Annotated in this window: 5 protein-coding genes; all 5 read left to right on the top strand. The window is 66.9% G+C overall.

All coding sequences use genetic code 11. From position 1 onward, the window contains the following. Positions 1-1,287 (top strand): urea ABC transporter permease subunit UrtB (gene urtB / locus WAZ62_RS08725; RefSeq protein WP_422643136.1); only part of this gene is annotated, 1,287 nt, incomplete at its 5' end. Then, positions 1,284-2,444 carry an urea ABC transporter permease subunit UrtC gene (urtC, locus tag WAZ62_RS08730; protein ID WP_422643137.1) on the top strand — a complete coding sequence of 387 codons (1,161 nt, stop codon included), beginning with the start codon at positions 1,284-1,286 and terminating at the stop codon, positions 2,442-2,444. The genes urtB and urtC, both read left to right, overlap by 4 nt. A gap of 9 nt (positions 2,445-2,453) precedes the next feature. Further along, the gene (gene urtD, locus WAZ62_RS08735) at positions 2,454-3,212 is read left to right on the top strand and encodes an urea ABC transporter ATP-binding protein UrtD (RefSeq protein WP_422643138.1); all 759 of its coding nucleotides are present in this window, start codon (positions 2,454-2,456) and stop codon (positions 3,210-3,212) included. 11 nt (positions 3,213-3,223) lie between these two features. Continuing rightward, a complete protein-coding gene (gene urtE, locus WAZ62_RS08740; protein ID WP_422643139.1) occupies positions 3,224-3,919 on the top strand; it encodes an urea ABC transporter ATP-binding subunit UrtE in 696 nt (231 codons plus the stop codon). Further along, positions 3,885-4,529 (top strand): urease accessory protein UreD (locus tag WAZ62_RS08745; RefSeq protein WP_422643140.1); only part of this gene is annotated, 645 nt, incomplete at its 3' end. The genes urtE and WAZ62_RS08745, both read left to right, overlap by 35 nt.

The following is a 4,529-nucleotide window of genomic DNA, read 5'->3' on the forward strand; positions in this document are numbered from 1 at the left end:
AAGCCGGTCCGCGCCAACAACCGCATCCGCCGCGCCGCCGAAGCCGCGCTCGGCCAGCTGACCCTGGTCAGCCCGGATCCGGCCAAGCGGCTCGACGCGGCGCTGTCGGTGTTCAAGTCCAAGGACCAGACCTCGCTGCCGTTGATCGAGACCGCGCTGGCGCGCGAAAACGACCCCAAGGTGAAGACCGCGCTCGAGCGGGCGCGGGCCGCCCTGATCCTTTACGGCCCCGCCGAAGACGCGGCCAAGCTCGATGCCGTCGAGGTGATCGCGGCCCAGGGCAATCAGGATGCCCTCGCCATGCTGACCTCGGCGCCGACGCCCTCGCCGGCGGTCGCCGCGGCGATCAAGGACGCGGCCGAGGCGATCGAGGGGCGTCTCGCCCTGTGGTCCGGCGTGCAGAGCTTCTATTACGGCATTTCGCTGGGCTCGGTGCTGCTGCTCGCCGCCATCGGCCTCGCCATCACCTTCGGCGTGATGGGCGTCATCAACATGGCCCATGGCGAAATGGTGATGATCGGCGCCTATACGACCTTCGTCGTGCAGGACATCATCCGCACTTCGGCGCCCTGGCTGTTCGACTATTCGCTGGCCATCGCCCTGCCGCTGGCCTTCCTCGTCTCGGGCGCGGTCGGCATCCTGATCGAGCGGGTGATCATCCGCTTCCTTTATGGAAGGCCGCTGGAAACCCTGCTCGCCACCTTCGGCCTGTCGCTCGTCTTGCAGCAGGCGGTGCGCACGATCTTCGGTCCGACCAACCGCGAGGTGGGCAATCCCGCCTGGATGTCCGGCGCCTTCGATCTCGGCGGCCTGACCCTGACCTATAACCGCATGTGGATCATCGTCTTCTCGATGGTCGTGCTGGTCGTCCTGATGATCGTGCTGCGGCGGACCGCCTTCGGCCTGCAGATGCGGGCGGTGACCCAGAACCGGCGCATGGCCGGCTCCATGGGCATTCGCACCAATTGGGTCGACATGCTCACCTTCGGCCTCGGCTCCGGCGTCGCCGGGATCGCGGGCGTCGCCCTGTCCCAGATCGACAATGTCAGCCCCAACCTCGGCCAAGGCTACATCATCGACAGTTTCATGGTCGTCGTCTTCGGCGGCGTCGGTAACCTCTGGGGTACGCTGGTGGGGGCCATGACGCTCGGCATCACCAACAAGCTGCTCGAACCTGTTGCCGGCGCGGTGCTCGGCAAGATCTTCGTCCTCGTCGCGCTCGTGCTGTTCATCCAGCGCAAGCCGCGGGGCCTGTTCCCCCAGAAAGGCAGGGCGGTCGAGCGATGATTGCGAAACGTATCTTCGGTTCGGACGCCATGGCCTTCTGGTTCCTGGCGGGCCTCTTCATCGTCACCGTGCTCGTCGCCGTGCTCAACCTCGCGACGCCGGCGGAATCGGCGCTCCATGTGCCGACCTATCTGGTCGCGCTCCTTGGCAAATACCTGTGCTACGCGATCCTCGCCCTGTCGATCGATCTCGTCTGGGGCTACGTCGGCATCCTGTCGCTGGGGCACGGCGCCTTTTTCGCCCTCGGCGGTTACGGCATGGGCATGTATCTGATGCGCCAGATCGGCCCGCGCGGCGTCTATGGCGATCCGGTGCTGCCCGATTTCATGGTGTTCCTGAACTGGAAGGAGCTGCCCTGGTACTGGCTCGGCTTCGACAATTTCCTGTTCGCCATGGTGATGGTCGCGCTCATCCCCGGCATCCTCGCCTTCGTCTTCGGCTATCTCGCCTTCCGCTCGCGGGTCACCGGGGTCTATCTCTCGATCATCACCCAGGCGATGACCTATGCCCTGCTGCTCGCCTTCTTCCGCAACGACATGGGGTTCGGCGGCAACAACGGCCTGACCGATTTCAAGGACCTGCTGGGTTTCAACCTGCAGACCGACGGGATGCGCGTCTCGCTCTTCGCCGCCTCGGCCCTCGCCCTCGCGCTGTGCTATCTGCTCTGCCTGTGGATCACCCGCTCGCGCTTCGGCAAGGTGCTGATCGCGGTTCGCGACGCCGAAAGCCGCACGCGCTTCATGGGTTACCGGGTCGAGGGTTACAAGCTCGCGGCCTTCACCCTCTCGGCCGTGATGGCGGGCATCGCCGGCGCGCTTTATGTGCCGCAGGTCGGCATCATCAACCCCGGTGAATTCGCGCCGCAGAATTCGATCGAGGCGGTGGTCTGGGTCGCGGTCGGCGGTCGCGGCACCCTGGTCGGCGCCGCCATCGGCGCCATCGTCGTCAACTTCGGCAAGACCGTCTTCACCGGCGTGCTGCCTGAACTCTGGCTCTTCGCCCTCGGCGGTCTCTTCATCTTCGTCACCCTGCTGATGCCCAAGGGCATCGTCGGCACGGTGCCGCAGCTCCTCGACATGCTGCGCAGCCGCAAGGCCCAGAACGCGGTCGCGCCCGAGCCCCCGAAAACCGAAGCCTCGACCCCGGCGGGCGAATAGGAGACGGCGATGCAGATCGGTGACGTCACCCCGAAGCCCATCCTCTATGTCGACGGCGTAACCGTGACCTTCGACGGGTTCCGCGCGCTGAACGACCTCTCCCTCGTCATCGCCCCCGGCGAGATGCGGGCGATCATCGGCCCGAACGGCGCCGGCAAGACGACCATGATGGACGTCATCACCGGCAAGACGCGGCCCGATACCGGCACCGTCGCCTTCAACGGCGACGTCGACCTGACCAAGATGGACGAAGCCGCCATCGCCCAGCTCGGCATCGGCCGCAAGTTCCAGAAGCCGACCGTGTTCGAAAGCCACACGGTGCGGGACAATCTGCAACTCGCCCTCGCGGGCCTGCGCAAGCCCTTCACCGTGCTCTTCGCCAAGGAGACGGCGAAGGAAAAGCAGCGCATCGACGAATTGCTGGAGCTGACCAAGCTGACCGAGTCGCTCGGCCGGCTGGCGGGCGACCTGTCCCACGGCCAGAAGCAGTGGCTGGAGATCGGCATGTTGCTGGCGCAGGAGCCGGCGCTCCTTCTCGTCGACGAGCCGGTGGCCGGCATGACCGACGCCGAAACGGCCGAAACCGCCGAATTGCTGGTCGAGATCAACAAGACCCGTTCGGTCGTCGTCGTCGAACACGACATGACCTTCGTGAAGGCGCTCGGGGTCAAGGTCACGGTGCTGCACGAGGGCTCGGTGCTGGCCGAAGGCCCGCTCGACCAGGTCCAGGCCAACGAGCGCGTCATCGAAGTCTATCTCGGCCGCTAGGGGATCGGATCATGCTGTCAGTCGAAAAGATCGATCTCTTCTATGGCGCGGCGCAGGCCCTGCGCTCCGTCTCCCTCACCGTCGAGGTCGGCAAGGTCACCTGCCTCCTCGGCCGCAACGGTGTCGGCAAGACCTCGGCCTTGCGGGCGATCACCGGCAATCAGCCGGTGAAACGCGGCAGGATCACCTGGGAAGGCGAGGATATCACCAATCTAAAGCCCTTCGAGCGGGCACGCCGGGGCATCGCCTATGTCCCGCAGGGGCGCGACATCTTCCCCTTGCTGACGGTGCGCGAGAATCTGGAAACCGGCTTCGCCGTGCTGCCGCGCGGCCAGCGGAAAGTACCGGACGAGATCTTCGAGCTGTTCCCGGTGCTGAAATCCATGCTGCGCCGGCGCGGCGGCGATCTGTCGGGCGGTCAGCAGCAACAGCTGGCGATCGGCCGGGCCCTGGTGATGAAGCCCCGGCTTCTCGTCCTCGACGAGCCGACGGAGGGTATCCAGCCGTCGATCATCAAGGATATCGGCCGGGTCATCGACCTGTTGCGCGCGCGGGGCGAAATGGCAATCCTGCTGGTCGAGCAGTATTTTGATTTCGCGCACGAGCTGGGGCAGACGCTGGCGGTCATGGACCGGGGCGAGGTCGTCCTGGCCGGGCCCAAGGACCAGTTGGATGAAGCCGAGGTTCGCCGTCACGTCATGGTCTGAGCCGCTGACCGCCGAGCCCCTGGCACGGGCGGAGGGGCGGCTGGAGCTCTCCTTCCGGCGGCGGGGCGAGGCGACGGTTCTCGAACATCTCTATCAGCAGGGCTGCGCCAAGGCCCGTTTCCCCCGGCGGGAAGCGGGCGCGCATCTGACCGCGGTCACCCTGAACACTTCGGGCGGGCTGACCGGTGGCGACCGCCTGTCGACCCATGTCGAATGGGGCGCGGGGACCAGCGCCACCGTCGCCTCCCAGGCGGCGGAGCGGGCCTACCGCGCCATCGGCGGCGTGCCGGCCCGGCAGGAGACGCGGCTGACGGTGGGCGAAGGTGCCTTCGCCGAATGGCTGCCGCAGGAAACCATCCTGTTCGACGATTGCGACCTCGCCCGCGACCTCCGCATCGACATGGCGCCGGATGCCGCCTTCCTCGGCCTCGAACAGGTGGTGTTCGGCCGCACCGCGCGGGGCGAGAGCGTGGAACGCGGTCGCTTCCGCGACGCCTGGCGCCTGACCCGGGGCGGCCGGCTGATCTATGCCGACGTGCTCTCGCTCGAGGGCGACATGCAGGGAAGGCTCGACCGGCTGGCGGCGGCGCAGGGCTGCCGCGCCTCGGCC

This window comes from Zavarzinia sp. (genome assembly GCF_049306435.1).
GTDB lineage: Bacteria > Pseudomonadota > Alphaproteobacteria > Zavarziniales > Zavarziniaceae > Zavarzinia.

Bases quoted from the DNA above. Each gene is read 5' to 3' on its own strand.
- urtC (WP_422643137.1), top strand. From the start codon at position 1,284: ATGATTGCGAAACGTATCTTCGGTTCGGACGCCATGGCCTTCTGGTTC.
- urtD (WP_422643138.1), top strand. From the start codon at position 2,454: ATGCAGATCGGTGACGTCACCCCGAAGCCCATCCTCTATGTCGACGGC.
- urtE (WP_422643139.1), top strand. From the start codon at position 3,224: ATGCTGTCAGTCGAAAAGATCGATCTCTTCTATGGCGCGGCGCAGGCC.